This window comes from Desulfotruncus alcoholivorax DSM 16058, assembly GCF_000430885.1.
GTDB classification, from domain to species: Bacteria; Bacillota; Desulfotomaculia; order Desulfotomaculales; family Desulfallaceae; genus Desulfotruncus; species Desulfotruncus alcoholivorax.
On record NZ_AUMW01000003.1, the window covers coordinates 1 to 20,863 of the forward strand.

The window sequence follows — 20,863 nt, forward strand, 5'->3', positions numbered from 1 at the left end:
TTTCCCGTTTTGAGAAGGATTTAAATGAGCTGAATTTACAAAAGGCGCTTAGTGATTTATGTAATGATTTAGCAAGTCAGGTTTTAGCGATTGTTGGTTCCAACGGGGAAATAGCCATCGATAGCACTGATATTTCTGCTGTGGAACGTCCTAACAAGGAAAGTGAAACCGGCGCTAGTTTCGGACACCGCACTGCTTCCGCTGGGGAAACCGAGCTTTTTTATGGCTATAAGCTTCATCTGGCAGCTGTTAATACCACGGTTGGGCCAATCCCTGTGGCCGCTAAAGTTGCGCCAGCTAATTATTCTGATTTTGAGTTTGCCGAGGATTTAATGAATGAAGTATACAAAATGTCAAGTTATTGACATTTTTTCATATTGTCTTAAGTTTGAACTTAAGTTTATTGAAGACTGACAAAAAAATTAGATAACTTGCTAAAACATAGGAATCCCAACCCATTGTAAAAAATTTCATGCTAATGTTTTTACTAAAGAGCTTTATGTTGTATAAAGGATAATACTCACTTTTATAGAACTACCATTTAATTAATTAGTTGGTAATAATGAGGTGGTAAAGTGTCGGAATTATCATATAAAGATTACGACGGTTTAGGTTTGGCAGAATTAGTAAAGAAAAAGGAAATACATCCAAGAGAATTAGTCGAGAAAGCTATTAATAGAATTGAAGTTTTAAACCCCCAGTTAAATGCAGTGATTAATAAGATGTATGATCAGGCCAGAATAACAGCGGAAAAAGATCTTAATGGTACATTTGCCGGTGTTCCGATGCTGCTTAAGGACATTACACAAGAAGTAGCAGGGGAGCCGATTACTTCAGGTTCTAAAGCTTTTAAAGGTTACCGGGCTAAACAAGATTCAGAATATGTGCGCAAATTAAGAAATGCAGGCGTCATTTTTCTGGGGCAAACCAACGTGCCTGAACTGGCTTTAATGGGCATAACTGAACCGGCCTACTATGGACCAACTAGAAACCCCTGGAGTTTAAACCATACCCCAGGTGGTTCCAGTGGCGGGTCAGCTGCTGCAGTTGCCTCTGGGATGGTTCCCATTGCCGGTGCTAATGATGGCGGTGGATCCATTCGTATTCCTAGTGCTTACTGTGGCTTATTCGGCCTAAAGCCAACAAGAGGCAGAACGCCAGTTGGACCAAGGTACGGAAGACACTGGCAAGGGGCTTCCGTTGACCATATTCTTTCAAGGTCTGTGCGTGACAGCGCGGCAATGTTAGATGAATTGATTATGTATGAAAAAGCATCTGCATATCATGCCCCGCCTTTTCAGGGCAGTTATTTACAAATGTTAAAAAAACCACTTAAAAAACAGCTAAAGATTGCTTTTTCTGTTAAATCTCCACTAGACACAGATGTTCATTCAGAATGCAAGAAGGTAGTGATAAAGGCAGCTAAATCATTAGAATCTATGGGTCATATAGTTGAAGAAAAAGATGCTCCTGTAGACGGGACTAAAATTGCTAAAAGCTATATAACGATGTATTTTGGCGAGGTAGCTGCGGCCTTAGCGGAGCTGGAAGAATTAATTGGACGCAAAGCTAAGCCCAATGATGTCGAGCCTACTACATGGCTATTGAGCCTGCTTGGGGAAGCAACCTCTGCGAAGGATTTTGTTCTTAGCATAAGAGAATGGGATAAAGCAGCCTATGCTATGGAAAACTTCCATGAAACATATGACTTGTATCTAACACCAACAACTGCCTTTCCTCCGGCAAAAATTGGCGAGCTTGAGCCCAGTTCATTTGAAAAATTAACTATAGCTGTTGTAGGTAAATTAGGTTTGGGTGGGCTTTTGAAAAAAACAGGTATTGTAGATAAAATAGCTGAAACCAGTTTAATGAGAACACCATTCACCCAACTTGCTAATCTCACCGGGCAGCCTGCTATGACATTACCGTTCCACCAGACACAAGATGGTTTGCCCGTAGGTGCACATTTTATGACAGGCAGAGGCAGAGAAGATTTATTGTTTCAAATTGCTGCTTTAATGGAACAGACACAAGATTGGATTGATATACGCAAAAACTCTTTATTTGCCATAGACGTTTAATTAGTTAAAGGTGGTAGTTTTTATATTTTCACCTGCGGATAATACATGCTATAATGTGTACAAGTTTATTATTTTGTAAAATTGAGGAGGGGATTTGTTTGAAACTCTTAATTATGGGGCCGCCGGGAGCCGGTAAGGGGACACAGGCGGAAGTTCTGGTTAAAGAATTGAACATTACCCATATATCTACCGGTGACATGTTTAGGGCGGCAATCAAAGAAGGAACCGAAATGGGTTTAAAAGCCAAAGAATATATGGACAAAGGCGCCCTTGTACCTGATGAAGTAGTGGTTGGAATGGTTAAGGACAGGCTATCCAAGTCTGATTGCGCTGATGGCTTCTTGCTTGACGGATTTCCCAGGACTCTTGAGCAGGCCAAGGCACTTGATGCCACACTGCAAGCTATGGGCATTAAACTTGACGGGGTTATCAACATTGCCGTTCCCAGGGAAAAATTAATGGCACGGTTAACCGGCCGCAGGGTATGCCGCGGCTGCGGGGCCAGCTACCACATTTTATTTAATCCACCGCAGGCTGAAGGCAAATGCAACAGCTGTGGCGGCGAGCTTTACCAGCGCAGTGATGATAATGAAGAGGCTGTAGGAAACCGTTTAGACGTATACGAGGCTCAAACTCAACCGTTAATCGACTATTATAAGTCTCAGGGACTGTTAATTAATATTAACGGAGACCAGGATATCAAAAAAGTATTAGAAGACATTTTATCCAGCCTTAAAAAATAATTACAAAAGCCTCCGGTTAAAATAAAACCGGAGGCTTTAACTCAAATTGAGAGTTGATTTAATAAATGAATCAATACAGTGGACTTTCCAGCATATACGACTACCTGGTTTCAGGCGTTGACTTTGAAGGCTGGATAGATTATGCTGAGTTATTGCTAAAACATTTTGGACTTCATGCTGGAAGCGTGGCCGATATAGCTTGTGGCACAGGCAAAACTACCATTCCTTTCGCCAAAAGAGGATACAAAACTTTTGGCGTCGACATATCTGAAGACATGGTAGCATTAGCTAGTAATCAGGCAGCCGTAGAAAACATTGACATTAACTTTTCAAAACAGGATATGCGCCATTTTTTTTTACCTGAAAAAGTTGACCTGGTAACATGTTTTCATGACGGGTTAAATTATTTAACCGATATTAAAGACATTGTAAAAACATTTAAATCTGTTAATAAAAACTTAAATAAGAAAGGTTCTTTTATTTTTGACCTTAATACCGTGATTTGGTTGTCTGATGCCGATGAGAGCGTGCATTTCGTTGATGAAAATGATATTACACTAATCTGGCAAACCAGTTATAACAAAAAAACAAATATCTGGAGCATCAATTTAACCGGTTTCTTTAAAGAAGGGGACCATTACCATAAATTTCATGAAATTCATCACGAAAAGGCTTACAGTCAGGAAGAGATTAAGTTGTGCCTTGACAAAACAGGCTTTACCCTCTTGGGCAGCTTTGATGCGTTCAAGCTGGCGCCGGCCCATGAAAAAAGTATTCGTATTTTTTATGTGGCCCGAAAAAGCGGTAATGATTGAGAATTGTTCAACCGGGTTATTTCAGGCAGCTCTATTTTAAAAAATTACTCTAAACTATATTACCGTTATAGATTAGAAAAAATTATCTATGATTAAAATATTCGCCTGCAGGAAAAATCGATTTTATTACGAATTTATAATTTTAACTTAATTAACAAATCAAACATCTTATTAACAATACCTCTCTTTGTTGCAATAGTTTAAATTTTTAGTAATCAAGATTTATAGCAGGATTCTTAATCCAAAGACAAAACCACCTGCGGGGGAGGTGAATCATAGCGGAATAGACTGTACCACTGGCGTTACATAATCAAATAGCCGCGCCGGTGAAATCTTGCAGGTAAAATATTTCTGAGGGGGATTGAAAAATGTTTAAGCACAAACAATTATTTGTTCTGGTTGCGCTACTTCTGGTTGCTTTTATTGTTGTAGGTTGCGGCGGCAAATCCGCTGAAAAAAGCGGTGAACAAACTGCAGCAGGCGACGCTATTAAAATCGGTTTCCTGGGTGACCTGACCGGCGATACAGCTTCTTACGGCAAGAATACCCTGGAAGGAATGAAAATGGCAGCTGAAAAGCTTAATGCTGCCGGTGGAGTTTTAGGTAAAAAAGTAGAAATTGTAGAGGCCGACCATCGCTATGATAAAGCTGAAGCAGCCAATATCGTACAGAAGTTTATCAATGAGGACAAAGTTTCTGCCATTGTAGGCGACCCAACTACCGGCATAACCAAGGCAACCGCTCCGATTTCCAACGGAGCCGGAGTTGTTCAGCTTTCAGCCGGTTCTACAGGTCCTGATGTTGTTGAAATCGGCCCCTATATTTTCCGCAACACACTGCTTGACTCCGTAGGCGGCCCGGCAACAATGGACTATATTATTAACGATCTGGGATGGAAAAAGGTTGCCCTGATAACCTCGGTCAACAATGATTTCAGCGTAGGCCTGTCCAAGATCTTCAAAGACGCCATTCTCGCCAACGGTGGAGAAATAGTCGTTGAAGAAAGCGTCCAGGACGGCGACACCGATTTCAGCGGCCAGGTAAGTAACATTAAAGCTAAAAATCCTGACGTTATCGTATTCTCCGGTTATTATACCGAGGGCGGCTTAATTATGAAAGAAGTTCGCAAACAGGGCATGCAAGACATCGTCATGGTAGGTGGAGACGGACTGCAGTCCCCAACATTCTGGGAACTGGGCGGTCAAGCTGTGGAAGGAAGCATTTCCTACTGTGGTTTCTCTCCGGAGCAACCTACCGACGAAACTGCCAAATTTATTGAAGAGTTCAAGGCTAAGTACAACAAGGATCCCGACCTGTTCGATGCCCAGGGTTATGACGCTGTAAATATCATTGCTGCGGCCATGGAAAAAGCGAAAAGCGCGGATCCCAAGGTATTCCGTGACGCTCTGGCCCAAACCAAAGATTTCCCGGGCGTTTCCGGCGTAACTACCTTCCGCGAAAACCGCGAGCCCATCAAGAGCCCTGTTTACCTGCTGCAGGTTAAAGATCAAAAGTGGAGCCTGCTGAAGAAAGTTCCGGTTAAAATGGATTAATTACTAAAATAAGGGCCTCCGCCGAGAGGTGGCAGGCCCTTATTTATGAATTTCCAAGGAGGGCAGACATGTTAAGCAATTTTTTTGTCCAGCTAATGAATGGAATAGCATTGGGTTCAACGTATGCCCTTATCGCCCTGGGTTACACCATGGTCTATGGGATTATCTTACTGATTAACTTTGCTCACGGCGAAATTTTTATGTCGGGTGCATTTGTAGGCCTTATATTGGTCACAGTGTTTCATGTTCATATTATAATTGCCTTCTTGGGCGCCATGCTTTTTTGCATGATCATGGGTGTAATTATTGAAAAAATTGCCTATAAACCTCTGCGCAGGTCAACCCGGCTGGCAGCTTTAATCAGCGCCATCGGTGTTTCTATTTTTTTATCCAACCTGGCCAACCTCATTTTTGGTGCTAACCCCACTTCGTATCCCCCCACTAAAGAGATTCTGTTCCCCGTCAAGTCTTTTGAACTATTTGCCGGGGCCCAGGTTACCAATTTACAAATCTTAATTATTGCCACTTCGGCTATATTAATGATTATCCTGCAATATTTTATAAAAAATACCAGGATTGGCAAAGCCATGCGGGCCACTTCTCAGGACTACGATACTGCAGCGTTAATGGGTATAAACGTCAACAAGATTATCTCCTACACATTTGCGATCGGTTCATCCCTGGCTGCCGCAGGGGGGGTTCTGGTAGGTATTTATTTTGGAGTAGTTAAATATAACATGGGTACGCTGGTAGGCCTCAAAGCTTTTACCGCTGCAGTACTGGGTGGTATCGGCAGCATTCCGGGCGCCATGTTCGGGGGAATTGCTCTTGGTATAGGGGAAATGTTTGCAGTTGCAATAGGACTCTCCTCCTATCGGGATGCTATTGCTTTCGGCATCTTAATTATAGTTTTACTTGTAAAACCCACCGGGTTATTTGGTACAGAAATTCAGAAGAAAGTGTAGGTGGCAAACGATATGGCATTTCTCGATGGGTTGTTACCAGCTTATTATGAATCTATTATAATCACCGTCGGCATATATATTATCCTTGCCCTTGGCTTGAATTTAATTACCGGCGTCACCGGTCAGCTTTCTCTGGGACACGCAGCCTACATGTGCATAGGTGCTTATACTTCAGCAATTGTTTCAATGAAGCTGGGTCTGCCGTTCATTGTAGCACTGTTATGCGCAGGCATAGTTGCAGCAATTTTTGGTATTTTCATTGGATTCCCGGTATTAAGACTGACAGGTGATTATCTGGCGATTTGCACACTGGGTTTTGGTGAAATATTAAAATCCATATTATTTAATATGCCTTATGTTGGTGGGGCAATGGGTATGGCAGGCATACCGCCCAAAACAACACTGCTTAACACGATTATAATAGCGTTAATTGTTATTATAGTTATGGTCAGAATGGAGCGGTCAAGGTTCGGCAGGTCTCTAGTGGCAATCAGGGAAGATGAAATTGCTGCCGAATGTATGGGAATTAATGCTTTCAGGTATAAGCTGCAAATGTTTGCCATCGGCACCTTTACCGCAGGCTTGGGCGGAGCCCTGTGGGCACATAAAATTATGGTATTGCAACCAAGGGATTTTGGCTTTATGAAATCTATTGAGATATTGAACATGGTTGTCCTTGGAGGTTTAGGCAGCATACCTGGAACGATTCTAGGGGCGACTCTGTTGACAGCTATACCTGAAATTCTTCGTTTTTCGTCTGAATACCGTATGGTAATATACGGTGCTTTACTGGTAATAATGATGATTTTCAGACCTCATGGCCTGATGGGGAATACTGATTTTAACAAACTGGCAAAACGCACTTTTAGAGTATTTAATACTAACAACAATAAAGATAAAAAGTCGGGAATGGAGGGGTGAGAAGTTGCCGTTACTGGAGCTAAATGAAGTAACCATTAAATTTGGCGGTTTGATAGCAGTGGACAGCGTGGATTTAACAATAGAAAAAGGTGAAATTCAAGCTTTAATCGGACCTAACGGAGCCGGTAAAAGTACAGTCTTTAATCTGGTAACCGGCATCTATCCTCCCACCAGCGGTACAATTAGTTTTAAAGGCCAGGCCATAAACGGTAAAAAACCATACAACATAACAAGACTTGGTATAGCCCGCACGTTCCAGAACATTCGTTTGTTTAATGAGCTTACCGTTCTCGATAATGTTAAAATTGGGCGTCATTGCAGGAGTAAGGCTGGTGCTTTTGGTGGTATAATTCAACCGCCTTCGGTTAAACGCGAGGAAAAAGAGATTGAACAAAAGGCATTAGAATGTCTCAGGTTAATGGATTTGGACGATAAAGCGGAAGAACTGGCTAAAAATCTTCCCTATGGTGAACAGCGGCGCCTTGAAATTGCAAGGGCTATGGCGTCAGAACCGGAAATATTGCTGCTTGATGAACCTGCGGCCGGCATGAACCCTCAGGAGAAAACGGTTTTGGTAGAAAAAATCAAAAAGATCAGGGAAATGGGCCTAACTATATTTTTGGTTGAGCATGATATGAAATTTGTCATGGGTATATCAGATAGAGTTGCGGTTCTTGATTATGGTAAAAAGATTGCTGACGGTCCTCCTGACGCAGTTCAGAAAAATCCCGAAGTGATTGCTGCGTATCTGGGAAAGGAAGTGGTCTAGTGCTTAATATAGAAAACATTGATGTTAATTATGGAGCAATCAGAGCATTGGTGCAAGTCTCCCTGGAAGTCAACGAAGGGGAGATCGTGGCTTTAATTGGAGCTAACGGAGCAGGTAAAAGCACAACTTTACGTTCCATCTCAGGGCTGGTAAAACCGCAAAGCGGAAAAATAATATTTGAGGGAAAAGAAATTCATAATTTTCCACCGCACAAAGTGGTTGAAATAGGGATTTCACAAGTTCCGGAGGGACGAAGGGTTTTTCCCCTTATGACAGTACTTGAAAACCTTGAATTAGGGGCATTTTCAAGAAAAGACCGAGCTGGTATAAAAGAAGATATAAATAACATCTTTTTAAGATTCCCCCGTTTGGAAGAACGCAAGCAGCAACCGGCAGGCACTCTAAGCGGAGGCGAGCAGCAAATGCTTGCTATTGGACGAGCACTTATGTCCAGGCCGAAACTATTACTAATGGACGAACCGTCAATGGGCCTCGCACCAATGCTTGTTCAAGAAATATTTAACATAGTCAAGGAAATTAATCAAACAGGTACAACAATTTTACTGGTAGAACAAAATGCAAGAATGGCACTCTCTATTGCCAACCGTGCTTATGTTTTGGAAACAGGTTCTTTAGCAATGTCGGGGAGCGCCAAGGAACTAGCTGAAAACGAAGAAGTACAAAAAGCATATCTTGGTCATTAAAATCGAGTAGCTCGAAGTCAGGATTAGCTATCTCGACTTCGAGCTACTCGATTTATTATCGAACTAATCAATAATTTTATACTTATCTTTGTAGATAATGTTTTATCTGCTCAATGATGCTGATATACATCCTTAATTCCTGCGGCGTACAGCCTTTTACAACATTTATTAATTCTCTCACCAGAATATCCTCATCTTTAATTTCAAAGCCTGATTCCTCATACAAAAGCGATTCGACGCTTATATTTAACGCAGCTGCAATTCTCTTTAACGTTTTTACAGATGGGACTTTATTGCCGCGTTCAACTTGACCGATATAACTATAATGCAAATTAGCGCGTTTTCCCAAACCATCCTGGGTTAAACCAAGCTTTAAGCGCGTTTCCTTTATTCTTTTCCCCAGGATTTCGCTGCCTTGTGGTTTCACAACCATCCCTCCCCGATTAATATTTGACAAAAACATATAATTACGATAATATAATAAAGCAAATTTACCATCGGAGGTAATAGTATGGATCAGTTTGACGTAGCCATAATAGGTGGCGGCCCGGCTGGACTGGCCGCAGGAATATATGCATCAAGAGCAGCTTTAAAAACAGTTTTAATAGAAAAAGGAATGCCCGGAGGCCTGGCTGCAAGCACAGAAATGATAGAAAACTATCCAGGTTTTGCCCAAGGTATCGGCGGGCCGGAACTGGCAATGCAAATGGATGCCCAGGCGCGTAAATTTGGGCTGCAAGTAAAATCAGCCAATGTTGAAACGATAACTCCCTCAGATACCGGGTTTCGCATTATAACAGATGACGAAGAGATACTTGCTAAAACTGTAATTGTAGCAACCGGAGCCCAGCCGCAAAAATTAGCGATTCCCGGAGAAAATGAATTCCACGGGCGTGGTGTATCCTATTGCGCAACGTGCGACGGCGCATTCTTTAAAGACAAGATTGTCGCTGTTGTCGGTGGCGGTGACTCTGCCGTAGAAGAAGCTCTTTATCTTACCAAGTTTGCCCAAAAAGTATACATAATTCATCGCAGGGATGAATTAAGGGCAACCAAAATACTGCAACAAAGGGCAAAGGATAACGGTAAAATTTCTTTCCTGTGGAATACAGTAGTTGAACAAATTAACGGCGAAGCAACGGTCAAAGAAATAAATATCAAAGATGTCCGCAGTGGCGAAAAGAAATCACTCCAAGTGGACGGCATATTTATTTATGTCGGCACCCGTCCTGTGACTGAAACACTAAAAGGTCTTATTGATCTTGACGAACGAAACTATATATTAACAGATGAAAATATGTGCACTTCAAGGCCAGGCATTTTTGCAGCAGGAGACGTTCGGAAAAAATCTCTGAGGCAAGTTGTAACCGCAGTCGCTGACGGAGCAATTGCCGCCGTATCTGCTGAAAAATACCTTGAAAAACTAAAGCCATAAAAAAGAATAGCTGTATCCAAGGATACAGCGGAGAAAGGGAGAGGAGATTAGGTTATCATCAACTTGATAGTTTTATTGTATTTGGAAAAGCCGATATTTAAAACAATTATCTCTTAAATGGCCAAAATTAAGACGTTAATGGATAAATAACCTATATATTGGTTCTTTAAAGCCTTCTAGGTAATATAGAAGGCCTTTATTTTTAAAATCAGCTGTTCAGACAGGAATTTAACCTTTGACCGACGAATTTATACTATATTAAAAAGGTTTAGAATATTTGATCAGGAGGCCTCTTTATGAAGGATTTGTTCGATCGATTCAACGCCAAAGAAACCCGGGCCCTTGCCCGCCTGATCTCACTGCTCGAAAACGAAGACCCGCAGCACGAAGAAATTTTAAAAAAAATTTTTCAGCAAACAGGGCGGGCTTACGTTATCGGTTTTACCGGTTCACCTGGAGCAGGTAAAAGTTCGCTTGTGGATCAAATAGTAAAAAAAATTCGCCAACAACAACAAACCGTCGGGATAATCGCAGTGGACCCCACCAGTCCGTTTACAGGTGGTGCCCTTTTGGGCGATCGGATTAGAATGCAGGAACACGCTCTGGATAAAGGCGTTTTTATAAGGAGCATGGGTACCAGAGGTAGTCTGGGAGGCCTGGCTAAGACCACTAAAGACGTGGTCAAAGTGATGGATGCTTTTGGCTTTGATTGGGTTATCATCGAAACGGTAGGTGTAGGTCAGGCGGAGTATGATATAATCCATGTAGCAGACACAACAATCGTAGTTTTAACCCCGGGCGCCGGCGACTCCATTCAAACGATAAAGGCCGGGATTATGGAAATTGCAGATGTATTTGCCATTAATAAATGCGACTTACCCGGTGCCGACAGGGTGGCCGCCGAGGTGGAAATTATGCTTGATCACCAGTGTGACCAAAACAAATGGAGGCCTCCGGTAAAGCTGGTCTCCTCGTTAACAGGGCAGGGAATAGACGATTTATTGAAATCAATCAAAGAACACCGTTCTTATTTAGAAGTAAATAACCTAATAAACAAGAAACGTGCTGAAAGAACCAAGGCTGAAACCCTGGACATTGTTAACTATAAATGGCAGAATAAAGTTTACAAACAGTTAAGTTTGCCGGGGAAGGTTAATGATCTTTTGGAACAGGTAACCCAAAAGCAAATCGACCCCTATACCGCAGCATATTCCATACTGGATTATGTTGCTAAAAAAGCCACGGGAGAATAATCATGACCCTTAACCAGGAAAAATCAACGGATGTCTCAACTTCCACACCCGAAACCATTATTCAATTGTTGGCCAGTATAGTTGAAGAATTGGACCGGGCCAGGAACAATAATCAGCCGGAAAATTACTGTGCTTTTTTACACGGCCAAATTTCAGGCATAGCTATCGCGTTAAGAACACTCTTTCCCGGTCCTGGAAATTTGGGAGAAAAAGCTGCATTAATTTTACGCCCGGTGATAACTGAGCATAAATGTGATTGCCATAACTAAAAACTAAGTCTATCATTCATTCTTTTTTGCTGGCGCCGGGCCAGCGACATGGATGTATATTTTTTCATTTGGAATATAAATTAAGCTATTTAGGCCCCTACTATTAAAACTTTCCAACAACCGGCCTTTTCTGACCAGTACAGGCCGGTTGTTTTCCTTTTCAATTGCCATACCGCAGGTTACCAAGCAAGTATTGTATTTTAAAGCTGCTTCCAGCACTGAGCGTGGTGGAGACCAGTTAAACAGCAACTGATTAACATCATGCTCTATATTTCCAATAAAAATATAAATTATCGAATTCTTCATAAACCAGTTTTTGTTATTCTCATTATTTTGAAATTCATTAGCATGCTTGACAATATATGCAATTTGTCTCTCACCGCGGGCTGCAATGGAGTATTCTATTTTTATAGTAATATTACAGTTTTCGCGCAAGTAACCGGAGGCAATGCATAATTGGCCCTGGGCAGTTAAAGGTTGATCATTGCTTTTAAGCTTTTGAACCAATAGGGGGAATCCTTCTACTTGTTCTAATAATTGAAGATCCGCGCCAATTGCGGCAGTTATCAGTGAATTACTGCCGAATTTAGCTTCACCAGTGATTTCACCCAGGGCCATTTCTTCCCGTGCTCTGTACCAGTGGTATGCGGCCATAGGAACATTCATTGAGGGTTCAACGCCCCGTCCAAACGCGACCCCACCACCATGTCCTGCTTTTATTAATTTTAAATTTTCTTCTAACCAAGCTCTCCCCATTATCTTTTCAAAAGAATTTATTGAATCTGCCATTAATATTTCCCTCATAGATTTCCTCCGTTTATAAACGTTAAAGGATAACAATCGTCTTCCAAGAATAATACAACATACGGATAAAATCAGGAAGTGAAAAATATGAATAATTATATTGTTTGCGACCTTGAAACCACCGGGCTTGACGCCCAAAAAGATAAGATTATTGAAATTGCTATGATTAAAGTTAAAGATTATCAAATAGTTGAGACTTATCAAACCTTAATTAACCCGGGAATAAAACTACCTCTTAGGATTACCCGGTTAACGGGAATTACTGACCTTGAGCTTGAAGCCAGTCCCACTATTAACGAAGTTTTGCCTGACATCATTAGTTTTATCGATGAAATTCCAATGGTGGGACATAATGTTGAGTTTGACAGATCTTTTCTGACCTGCTCAATAGGCCATCTACCATTCTCAGCTTATTTAGACACATACGAGCTAACCAAAATACTTTTCCCGCATCTTAGCGATTATAGTCTATCCGGCTTGGCAAGTCAGCTTAATTTTAATCACCAGCCTTGCCACAGAGCAATGGATGATACCATAGCCACCGTTGAATTACTCTCGGCATTATTTGCGCGCGCCGGCAAACTGGATTCGACCGTTTTAAAACACCTTATAGTACTTTTGAGAGCCGGGAATTCCCCATGGTTTGAAGTTTTAGAGAAATTACCCGCTAATGTAACTGAAAATGATGAACCGCTGTTTGAAAATCATTTGGCAATCAATATTAACCCCGAAGTTAAAAGAGACAGTCAGATAGAGTTACCAGATAGGAATATTGAATACTATCTTGGTAAGGAAGGGCAGCTAGCAAAAAAATTACCTAATTACAAATTAAGACCTGGCCAGGTTAAAATGGCAAAAATTATCACGGAGACGCTGAAAGAAAAGAAAGTGTGTTTTATCGAAGCATGGACGGGAACAGGAAAAACGATAGCGTATTTACTGCCAACTTTATTATGGGCCATAAAAACAAAGCAGCAGGCAGTTATATCAACAAATACTATTAACCTTCAAGAACAAATCAGGCACCAAGATATACCTTTACTCCAGAACATGCTTAACATTGACACTGGTTTTGCATTTTTAAAAGGCAGACAAAATTATCTTTGCCTCAGACGTTTTTTTAATATCATTTCAAGCATTAGCATTAACACATACGACCCCAGTGCCATCATATTTTTTTCAAGGATATTGATTTGGCTGCAGGATACCAAAAACGGTGATAAAAGCGAATTAAATGTCACGGGTCCGGAAAACTATTACTGGTTACGGGTTTGTTCCGATGCCGAATTATGCTTTGGTAACTCATGCACGTGGCAAAGCAGCTGTTTCATCTCCCGGGCCAGGCAACAAGCTGAAATTTCACCCGTAGTAATTACCAATCATTCTTTGCTTTTTTCCGATCTGGTTGCTGATGTAAAAATACTGCCATCTTATAACGCCCTTGTCATAGATGAAGCCCACCATCTTGAAGAAGCGGCAAATATTTATCTGGGTAAAAAGATTTCATTTATTGAATTAAACCACTGGTTATTGTCAGTAAGCAAGTACTTTCAAAATGCATATACGAAATTGTTAAATTTTAATAATAATGAACTAAAAAAATTACTCTTGGCAGCTTACAATGCCATAAAGGAATTACAATCAGCTATCAAAACATTTGTCCAACATTTTATTGGAACAAGCACAGAGCATTTTGGTCATAAAACAGGAATTGGTATAACCAAAGTACGTCTCAGCCAGGACTCCGAAATAGTCCAGACAACCCAAGCGGATTACTTTAATTTAATTTTCCACTTAAAAAGTCTAAAGTCACAAATCAAAGCTATAATCGATGTGTTTGGTTTCCAACCCTCACCAGATCAAATGCTTGAAAGTTTTAACCATGCTGATTTGCGCATCATGCTGGATAAAATAAATACATTCCAAGAGGATTTTTCATTAATTTGGGAAAGCACACCGGATAATTATGTTTGCTGGGCGGAAATATCCGAAGGTTCGATCCACCCTGAAATGAACTGTATATTCTATGCCACGCCAATTGAAATTGGGGACCTGTTAAATGAAAAACTTTTTAAAAAAGCAAAAGGTATCGTATTTACCTCGGCCACATTATCGGTAAACCAAAAATTTGACCATCTTATTAAGCAATGGGGTCTGGAAAGCCTGCCACCCAACCAATTGGAAACTGTAATAGTGAATTCGCCCTTTAATTTTGATCAACAGTGTTTTTTATCTGTAATAGAAAACTTGCCCCAATATAATGCAGAAGAAAAACTATACACAGAAGCAATTGCAAAAGCAATTTATTCACTAACAGAACGTCTGGGTGGAAGGACACTGGTTCTTTTCACATCACATTCTATGTTAAAAGCAATATACAATCGAACCAAACCGTTATTTGACCATGCAGGCATATGCTTGCTGGGTCATAAAATAGACGGAGGTAGAACAAAGTTGGTTCGTGAATTTAAAAAAGGGGAGAATAATGTTTTATTCGGCGCCTCAAGTTTTTGGGAGGGTTTGGACATACCAGGTAATTCTTTAGCCCAAGTTATCATTGTTAAGCTTCCTTTTAGCCCCCCCAATGAGCCAATAATGCAAGCTAAAATGGAAAGATTAAACCAGCCGGAATTTAACAGTTTTTATGAACTAAGTTTACCTAGAGCAGTTATTCGCTTCAAACAAGGTTTTGGCAGATTAATTAGGAGTGAAGGGGACCGGGGACTGGTGGTAGTGCTTGATGGACGTATCACTTCAAAAAAATATGGAAAAGTATTTTTGAACTCTTTACCCATAAAATCATATCTATCAGGTGAATTGGATGCGGTTATAAAGAAGATATCTGGCTGGTTAATTTAACCATTTAATAATTCAAAGCACATCCTAACCTTTACACCATATATTAATATAAAACGCGAAGGAGTGTGAGAGAATTGAAGGTATATTTCGTGCGCCTTCCTTCTTTTCTACGTAATTGGTTAATGAAAATTATAAAGTAGGGAGAAGCAGGTAAAAACCTGCTTCTCTTTTTTAGACTTGTTTATCAAATAGTCCAACAAAACATATACTATTATACCGATTTATACCGATACCACGGAGGTGAAAAAATGACCCGCAAAACTAATCTCCGTTTAATCATCGGAATAATAACTATTACAGCTGGGATAATTTTGTATGTCATATCTTTGTTAAAACTATAATTATTTCTTACCTAGAAAGTCCAACCCCCAAAATTCCTCCAATGGCTCCTGAAACTATTGATATTAATGCTTTCTTAATGGTATAGATAAAACCTACCCCCAGGCCCATAAAAAATTTAGCTACTAACCAGCTAATCAATACAAACATCAATGCCACCATCACACCATGCAAAAAACCCTTATAAGCAGCTTCCTTGGCCGCAACAATACTTCCGGCAAATATGCTGAAATAAAACAGTGAAGCAGACGTTCGTGGTAAAGATGCCTCGGACAACGATGTCAAATGATATGCTGTACCCATTAAGGCACAACCTATTACTGTTATTATCAATGCTGCAACTAAACCTTTCAAAACAGCATTCGCACTCAAAAACGCCCCTGTTTTTTGTTCCCGCATGGCGGCCATATCCAGTCACCTCCCGTTTATCATCATTTTTATGTAATAAACTTAGTATTATACCAATTTAAAAACCGGCTTGGCACCGGTTTTTTTTAATTCTTTTCGTGATCAGTAAAATCCCTGTCCCAACGGCCATCCAAATTTATCATAGTTGCTGAGCCGGTTGGCTCTTCCACAAAGGATTCCTTCTCCCCGATTAATTTTTTTTGCTTTGTTTTTTTTGCCATTAGCTACAACCTCCTGAGGAATTTATCTAACATGAAATATAAATCTACTTTATTTACATCCTATTTTTTTGTAATTTGTCAATTATATTCGCAATATGTTTTATTATTTTATGGTTCTACTGGTAGGGTTTGGGATTAACAAGATAGAAATTATTATTATCCAAACATGAAAGGGGCGTGGTTTGGGGTGAAAGAATTGTTTAAGCACTTAAAAAGTTTTAAAGCTAACGTATTTATTCTTTGCAGTTTGGCATTGATCCTGGAAACAGTAGGTTCAAACAAAAGTGCGATAAAAATTGTAAACCGGGCACTGGCCAAGGATCCCCGTAATAGAGAATTAAATTTACAAGCGAGCCGGTTAAATCTAAAAGGGGGGCAGGTCGATCAAGCGGTAACGCATTGGAAAAAAGCTGCAGGACCCGAAAACATTGGCAGTTTTTTGTACTGGTTGGATAAAACAAAAAAAGCCAACATAGTTGGCAAGGAAACTCATAACAACAACCATAAAAATAACAACCCGTGGGATGATTTGGCAGGTGTAGTAAGAAAATGGCCGGTGAAACAGCCGGTATTAAACGATGTTGGGCTGGGATTACTTGAAAGGGGCTATGTTAATGAAGCATTGCAAATATTTTTGCAAGATCTGAAAAACAGCAAAAATGATTCCAATTTGTTGTTTAACACCGCTTTGGCTTATAGTAAACTGGACAACCACACTACAGCGCTAGAATATTATATTGAGGCTCAAAGCGCGGGGTTAAACAGCCTTGAACTATTAAATAATAAAGGGTACAGTTTATTTTGTTTAAACAGGTTTGAGGAAGCGCAAACGTGCTACGAACTGGCTCGCGGGCTTGCTCCCAATGATTATATCGTATTAAACAATTTGGCAGCCTGTTATGTTAAAACAAACCAGCTGGACAAAGCTGAGAGTTGCTTTATTGCTGCTGTAAAGAACAATCCCGGCGATGCTCTATTAATCAATAATTTAGCCATGTGCCAGGAAATCAAGGGCAAGTCAAAGGAAGCCATAAGACAATACGAAAAAGCTTATTCAATTGAAAGAGATGCAGGTAATCAAAACAAAATATTAAAAAACAAGATTCATTGCCTGATAAAACATAATAGATACGAAGATGCATTGGATCTATGTGAATTAATTTTATCAAAATACGACGATATTGAGATCTGGGGAATCCAAGCAGACTTGCTAAATGAACTGGGAAGGACAAGTGAGGCTGCTGCAAGCTACCGAAAAGCGTTGGGTTTAGCAGGCTAAATCACGGGTGCGAAAAAGCACCCGCTTTTTGTTTATTATTTTTTGCAGGACGAACCGCAAAAATAGAGAAATAATTTAAAGTATAAATGTCGAGTTATAATATTTTAATGTAATATATGTTAGTTTTTTAAAAGGAGCGAGATAGAGATATATGGTTGACAGAGAAAAAGTTGAAGTTGCGGTAAGAATGATTTTAGAAGCCATTGGCGAAGATCCTGAAAGGGAAGGATTAAGGGAAACACCGGCCAGAGTTGCAAGAATGTATAGTGAGATTTTTTGTGGACTTTGGGAAGACCCCCAACAGCACTTGTCCAAAATGTTTTCCGAAGAACATGAGGAAATGGTTTTAGTTAAAGACATCCCTATCTATTCTATGTGCGAGCATCACCTGCTGCCTTTTTATGGTAAAGCCCACGTAGCATATATTCCCCGCAAAGGAAACGTGACCGGCTTATCTAAATTGGCACGTGTCGTGGAAGGTTATGCCAAGCGGCCCCAACTTCAGGAGAGATTAACCAGCCAAATAGCGGACACAATAATGAAAAAGCTCAACCCGCATGGTGTCCTTGTTGTCATTGAAGCTGAACATATGTGCATGACTTTACGCGGTGTCAAAAAGCCGGGATCAAAAACAATAACATCAGCTGTCCGCGGCCAGTTTCAACGAAGTGAGGCCACAAGAGCTGAAGCTTTTTCATTAATCGGGAAATAGCACAAGGAGGAACATTAATTGGATAACGAAGTTTCCAAACAAGAAAAATTAATTCCAATTGCTCAAAAATCATTTTCATCTTACGAAGAAATGTATAGAATTGTGGATTTCTTAAATAAAACTTTGAAAGAGAAATATAATATAATGTTTGGCCTTACAAAAAATAATGAAGATGACTTTATGACCATTACTATATATGAATTTTAGATTTCTTGTGGAGGTAAAAATGCGTATCCTTATTAGCAATGACGATGGAATTAATGCCCCGGGGCTTTTGAAGCTAAAGCAAGCTCTAGATCCCTTGGGCGAAGTTCTTGTTGTTGCCCCTGACCGCGAAAGAAGCGGTACAGGTCATGGTATAACTGTTCATAAGCCCCTAAGGCCTAAGCAGATTAGCTTTTCCGACGGCACGACCGGCTGGTCCGTCAACGGCACCCCTGCTGACTGTGTAAAGCTGGGTATAGAAGCATTGATGGATGATACACCAGATATTGTTATCTCGGGAATAAACTGGGGTGCTAATTTGGGTACTGATGTTTTATATTCCGGCACTGTTTCCGCTGCCATCGAAGGCATAATTAACGGCATCCCCTCTGTAGCGATTTCACTTGCAACATACGAAAACAAAGATTTTGAATCTGCTGCCCGGTTTGCCGCCAGGGTAGTACCAGTAATAACAGAAAACAAGTTTCAGCGTGGATGTTCTTTAATCAATATCAATGTCCCACCGGGCTCACCCAAAGGTGTCAAAGTAACACGATTGGGCAACAGACGTTACGAAAATGTATTCCATAAGAGAATTGACCCGCGGGGAGGCGTTTATTACTGGATGGCTGGTGAGCCTAAAGACATGACGCCGGAAAGACCCAAATTTGACGCAGATATAGATTTTGATGCTGTTAATAATGGTTTTATTTCAATTACACCATTGCATTTTGATTTAACTGATTTTAACGGAATTGGTGAAATGGAAAAAATAATTGGATTAATCGGAGAATCTTCGTTATAGATTTATAAATTTAAAAATTCTTTTAAACTTATCCTTATCCTGGTTATTTATTCCACCACTAATTAGCATTAAAGACAAATATACACAACTACCTATAAAGAAGGATATAAATAAAATAAAACCTTCACCCGTACCGTAGGTTTTTAGAAAAGCCTTAATGTAGCCTATTACAATATACATCCCTATGGAACATAATACCGGTTTGATTACGTTATACCGCAACCCGATGGAAAAACCAGTTAACCTGTACAGGCCAAAAGTGTTCAATAAGGCCATAATAATAAAGCCTGTTCCTATGGCGATTGCACTTCCTTTGATACCAAGTTCAGGTAGAGCGGTTAGAAAATAGATGCCAGTTATACTAACCGTGGACGATAAAAGTAAATTTTTAAATGGTACATCCGCCCTACCAATCCCTTGCAGTATGCCGGTTATAGCCTGTTGCAAATATAAAAATGGACCGGATAATGCTAATATCTTCAAAATGCCTCCTGCCGTCGGGTAACCAAATAAGGCGCCACAGAGCTCGTCCGAAAGAATAAGAAAGAAAAATGCTGCAGGTACCCCAACCTGCATGACAATGCGAACGGCATCTGCAATCCTGACCCGAACTAAACTCATATTTTTTAAAGCCATAGCATCAGACATTGCCGGCACCAATGCAGTAGCCAGGGCCATTGTAACAACACCGGGAATAAAGAGCAGCGATTCTGCTATACCAACCAATTGACCATATTCCTTGGTTGCTTGTGATAGTGATAGACCTGAAACATAAAGCCTTTGCGGAATGATTACAGTCTGAACTGACATTAGTGCTGTTGCAACAAAACGGGTAAGCGTAACCGGGATGGCAAGATTAAAAATTCTTGTCAACATATCTATTAACCCAAACCTGGCTGAACCCCTATACACAATTCGCGGCTTCTGCCTGGCATATATCCGCAACATAATAATTAACCCCGTCAGTTCCCCGATAACTACACCTAATGATAACCCCACAGCTGCATACTCAATTCCCCGGGGGAGCATTAGTGAGGCAAAAAACAAACCGGTAAAAACTCTAACTAATTGTTCTATAACTTGTGAAACAGCTGTCGGCCCCATTTGTTGCAACCCTTGAAAGAATCCTCGAAACGCAGAGCTTATAGAAACAATTAATACACCGGGAATTAAACACAAAAAGCAGTTATATACTTTGGGATTGGCAAAAACATGATTTTTCAAAAAGGGAGCACCAACAAGCAGCAAAGCTGTAAAAAAAATACTTGAACATGCAAGTAATAAAAATGATATTTTAAAAATACGGCAAGCACTGGATAAATTTTTTTTAGCTACCTCTTCGGCTACCAGCTTTGCAATAGCCAGCGGTATGCCGGCTGTAGCCAGAACAAGAACCATGATATACACCGGAAAAACCATATTAAACAGCCCAACGCCCTCAGGGCCGATTAAGCGCATCATCCCAATTTGGTAGAGGAAGCCAACCAACCGGTTGATTAAACCTGCAACAAGCAACACCATAGCACCTTGTAAGAAAGAACTATTAGCCACGTTAACCACCCCGAGATTTACTAAAATATGTTTATGTCGCTTATAATTAAAATATTTTTTTAACTACACAGGAATTTAAAAACAATTTGTAGAAAAGATAAAAGTTAGTTGAAACCCGTATTTGCTGCGGCCAGGGAGCCCTTGTGGGCTATTTTTGTGTTTAAAACCAATAA

General features: G+C 40.4%; 22 protein-coding genes. 17 read left to right on the top strand and 5 right to left on the bottom strand.

Features of this window, described 5'->3' with window-relative positions:
• From H569_RS18975 to H569_RS0102455, 9 genes are all read left to right on the top strand, one after another.
• The coding region (locus tag H569_RS18975; protein ID WP_034629277.1) for a transposase at positions 1-365 on the top strand (365 nt) is incomplete at its 5' end.
• Between the two features lie 210 nt (positions 366-575).
• Positions 576-2,081: an amidase family protein gene (locus tag H569_RS18980; RefSeq protein WP_034629279.1), complete on the top strand. Its 1,506-nt coding sequence runs from the start codon at positions 576-578 to the stop codon at positions 2,079-2,081.
• Between the two features lie 98 nt (positions 2,082-2,179).
• Positions 2,180-2,824 carry an adenylate kinase gene (locus tag H569_RS0102425; protein WP_027363669.1) on the top strand — a complete coding sequence of 215 codons (645 nt, stop codon included), beginning with the start codon at positions 2,180-2,182 and terminating at the stop codon, positions 2,822-2,824.
• A gap of 65 nt (positions 2,825-2,889) precedes the next feature.
• The gene (locus H569_RS0102430; RefSeq protein WP_027363670.1) at positions 2,890-3,639 is read left to right on the top strand and encodes a class I SAM-dependent DNA methyltransferase; all 750 of its coding nucleotides are present in this window, start codon (positions 2,890-2,892) and stop codon (positions 3,637-3,639) included.
• Between the two features lie 368 nt (positions 3,640-4,007).
• On the top strand, positions 4,008-5,192 hold the full coding sequence (locus tag H569_RS0102435; RefSeq protein ID WP_027363671.1) for an ABC transporter substrate-binding protein: 1,185 nt from the start codon (positions 4,008-4,010) through the stop codon (positions 5,190-5,192).
• 68 nt (positions 5,193-5,260) lie between these two features.
• The gene (locus H569_RS0102440; RefSeq protein ID WP_027363672.1) at positions 5,261-6,157 is read left to right on the top strand and encodes a branched-chain amino acid ABC transporter permease; all 897 of its coding nucleotides are present in this window, start codon (positions 5,261-5,263) and stop codon (positions 6,155-6,157) included.
• Positions 6,158-6,169: 12 nt separating this feature from the next.
• Positions 6,170-7,078 carry a branched-chain amino acid ABC transporter permease gene (locus H569_RS18985; RefSeq protein WP_034629281.1) on the top strand — a complete coding sequence of 303 codons (909 nt, stop codon included), beginning with the start codon at positions 6,170-6,172 and terminating at the stop codon, positions 7,076-7,078.
• Between the two features lie 4 nt (positions 7,079-7,082).
• Complete coding sequence (locus H569_RS0102450; protein WP_027363673.1) at positions 7,083-7,847, top strand: ABC transporter ATP-binding protein; 765 nt, start codon at positions 7,083-7,085, stop codon at positions 7,845-7,847.
• On the top strand, positions 7,847-8,551 hold the full coding sequence (locus tag H569_RS0102455) for an ABC transporter ATP-binding protein (RefSeq protein ID WP_027363674.1): 705 nt from the start codon (positions 7,847-7,849) through the stop codon (positions 8,549-8,551). Before H569_RS0102450 ends, H569_RS0102455 begins: the two co-directional genes overlap by 1 nt.
• An 82-nt stretch (positions 8,552-8,633) precedes the next feature.
• Here H569_RS0102455 and H569_RS0102460 read toward each other — a convergent pair whose 3' ends face one another.
• The gene (locus H569_RS0102460) at positions 8,634-8,978 is read right to left on the bottom strand and encodes a helix-turn-helix domain-containing protein (protein WP_027363675.1); all 345 of its coding nucleotides are present in this window, start codon (positions 8,976-8,978) and stop codon (positions 8,634-8,636) included.
• An 84-nt stretch (positions 8,979-9,062) separates the two neighbouring features.
• Between H569_RS0102460 and trxB the strand changes: the two genes are divergently transcribed.
• The 3 genes from trxB to H569_RS18990 all read left to right on the top strand — a co-directional run bounded on the left by trxB (position 9,063) and on the right by H569_RS18990 (position 11,508).
• Entirely contained in the window at positions 9,063-9,986 is a 924-nt protein-coding gene (trxB, locus tag H569_RS0102465; RefSeq protein ID WP_027363676.1) for a thioredoxin-disulfide reductase, read from the top strand.
• A 296-nt stretch (positions 9,987-10,282) separates the two neighbouring features.
• Positions 10,283-11,239 (top strand): methylmalonyl Co-A mutase-associated GTPase MeaB, encoded by a 957-nt coding sequence (meaB, locus tag H569_RS0102470; RefSeq protein ID WP_027363677.1) that lies wholly within the window; start codon positions 10,283-10,285, stop codon positions 11,237-11,239.
• A gap of 2 nt (positions 11,240-11,241) precedes the next feature.
• Complete coding sequence (locus tag H569_RS18990; protein WP_034629282.1) at positions 11,242-11,508, top strand: hypothetical protein; 267 nt, start codon at positions 11,242-11,244, stop codon at positions 11,506-11,508.
• A 12-nt stretch (positions 11,509-11,520) separates the two neighbouring features.
• Here H569_RS18990 and H569_RS0102480 read toward each other — a convergent pair whose 3' ends face one another.
• On the bottom strand, positions 11,521-12,312 hold the full coding sequence (locus tag H569_RS0102480; protein ID WP_027363678.1) for a hypothetical protein: 792 nt from the start codon (positions 12,310-12,312) through the stop codon (positions 11,521-11,523).
• 87 nt (positions 12,313-12,399) lie between these two features.
• Here H569_RS0102480 and H569_RS21160 point away from each other — a divergent pair, with 87 nt between their 5' ends.
• Complete coding sequence (locus tag H569_RS21160) at positions 12,400-15,171, top strand: helicase C-terminal domain-containing protein (RefSeq protein WP_051273157.1); 2,772 nt, start codon at positions 12,400-12,402, stop codon at positions 15,169-15,171.
• Between the two features lie 348 nt (positions 15,172-15,519).
• Here H569_RS21160 and H569_RS0102490 read toward each other — a convergent pair whose 3' ends face one another.
• Positions 15,520-15,918, bottom strand: a complete 399-nt coding sequence (locus tag H569_RS0102490; protein WP_027363679.1) for a TIGR04086 family membrane protein — start codon at positions 15,916-15,918, stop codon at positions 15,520-15,522.
• A gap of 86 nt (positions 15,919-16,004) precedes the next feature.
• A complete protein-coding gene (locus tag H569_RS23300; RefSeq protein ID WP_257720080.1) occupies positions 16,005-16,139 on the bottom strand; it encodes a hypothetical protein in 135 nt (44 codons plus the stop codon).
• 196 nt (positions 16,140-16,335) lie between these two features.
• Between H569_RS23300 and H569_RS0102500 the strand changes: the two genes are divergently transcribed.
• The 4 genes from H569_RS0102500 to surE all read left to right on the top strand — a co-directional run bounded on the left by H569_RS0102500 (position 16,336) and on the right by surE (position 19,139).
• Positions 16,336-17,418, top strand: a complete 1,083-nt coding sequence (locus H569_RS0102500) for a tetratricopeptide repeat protein (RefSeq protein WP_169726441.1) — start codon at positions 16,336-16,338, stop codon at positions 17,416-17,418.
• 151 nt (positions 17,419-17,569) lie between these two features.
• Positions 17,570-18,130 carry a GTP cyclohydrolase I FolE gene (folE, locus tag H569_RS0102505; protein ID WP_027363681.1) on the top strand — a complete coding sequence of 187 codons (561 nt, stop codon included), beginning with the start codon at positions 17,570-17,572 and terminating at the stop codon, positions 18,128-18,130.
• A gap of 18 nt (positions 18,131-18,148) precedes the next feature.
• Positions 18,149-18,337, top strand: a complete 189-nt coding sequence (locus H569_RS0102510; RefSeq protein WP_027363682.1) for a YpmA family protein — start codon at positions 18,149-18,151, stop codon at positions 18,335-18,337.
• A 19-nt stretch (positions 18,338-18,356) separates the two neighbouring features.
• Entirely contained in the window at positions 18,357-19,139 is a 783-nt protein-coding gene (surE, locus tag H569_RS0102515; protein ID WP_027363683.1) for a 5'/3'-nucleotidase SurE, read from the top strand.
• Here surE and spoVB read toward each other — a convergent pair.
• On the bottom strand, positions 19,134-20,690 hold the full coding sequence (spoVB, locus tag H569_RS0102520) for a stage V sporulation protein B (RefSeq protein ID WP_027363684.1): 1,557 nt from the start codon (positions 20,688-20,690) through the stop codon (positions 19,134-19,136). The genes surE and spoVB overlap by 6 nt on opposite strands.
• Positions 20,691-20,863: the final 173 nt, after the last annotated feature.